This window comes from Chryseobacterium potabilaquae, assembly GCF_902728265.1.
In the GTDB taxonomy this organism is placed as follows: Bacteria; Bacteroidota; Bacteroidia; order Flavobacteriales; family Weeksellaceae; genus Chryseobacterium; species Chryseobacterium potabilaquae.
Map to the genome: position 1 here is coordinate 1 of NZ_CACVBR010000101.1, position 1303 is coordinate 1303.

General features: G+C 28.9%; 1 protein-coding gene. It reads left to right on the forward strand.

Annotated features, from left to right (window positions below):
* Positions 1-368 precede the first annotated feature (368 nt).
* Positions 369-1028, forward strand: coding sequence for a porin family protein (locus CHRY9293_RS18335; RefSeq protein WP_162034300.1), 660 nt, complete (start codon positions 369-371; stop codon positions 1026-1028).
* Positions 1029-1303 lie beyond the last annotated feature (275 nt).

Consider the following 1303-nt stretch of genomic DNA (forward strand, 5'->3'; position numbering starts at 1 on the left):
GGATTGTAATCTTTAAAGACTACTTTTGAAGAAGTTAACACAATGCAAATTAATCAATTTGCAACTATTAGGAAAGCCAAAGCTTTCCTTTTTGCATAAAAAAGGATATCTCTTTTGAGACAGCCTCGTTTTTTATTTTCGAGGGGGTATCTTTACTTTATTTGAATGAAGATTTGTATATTATATAATAAGAATAGGGCTGTGCTTTCTATTGTGATATGTAGGTTATTATTAAGGGGTAGTTTTTAATGGGTTTGAATATTAATTTTTTACTACATATGTGTTATTTATTTTATTTTTATTCGTTAATATTTGTTATTTGTTTTAATAATATTTAGTTTTGCGCTCAACTTAATTTAATAATAACCATGAAGAAATTACTATTCATTGGAGTATTATCTTTGTTAGCTGCAAATGGTAATGCTCAAGAAACTAAATTTGGAGCAAAAGCGGGGTATTCATTTTCTGCCGTTAAGGTTAATGAAGCTCAAGACGATCTTTCCGCTAGAAGCACAAGTAATAAATCGACATTTTATGTAGGAGCTTTTGTTGAGCATAAATTGAGCGATAAATTTGGGATTCAGGGAGAGCTGTTGTATTCTCCTTTAGGTGGGAAAGAGAATGTTTCAGAAAGCCTGGGTGAATTTAATTTTAGTCAGAAATCAGAGATTAAGTTCGGCACATTACTCATTCCTGTTTCTGCAAAATATTTTATTTCGGAAAGTTTTTCTGTAGCAGCTGGGGTTAATTTTGGAATTATTCTTTCTGCTAAACAGAAAACGGAAGTTTCTGGTAATTTCCCTGAAGGAGTTGAAGTAGAGGCAGAAGATGGAGAATTTGATATCAAAGATAATGTTAAGAAGCTTAATTTAGTGCCATTTGTTGGGGTAGAATATGCGCTTGAAAATGGGTTGTTTTTTGACGCAAGATATAACCTTGGAGTTTCTAATCTTGTAAAAGAAGGACCTGGAAAAGTTACTAATAGCTTTGCTCAAATAGGTATAGGTTTTAAATTTGGAGGAAATTAATTCTTTAAAATATAAAATGCAAGACAGGATTTAATTTATTTTATCCTGTCTTTTTATTTAAAAATTAGGATGAAGGTTATAGATTTTGGACATGTTTTATCATTTTAAGAGAGGTATCTACCTTAATTTATACCTTAATTTAAAATGAGAATGATTGCTTTTAGACATATTTATCTTAATAATTATATAAAGAGTTAAATAACTATGTTAAAAATTTTTATTTATTCAATCAGCTATAAATATATAGTCTTTTTGTATGAAAATAATTTTTATTC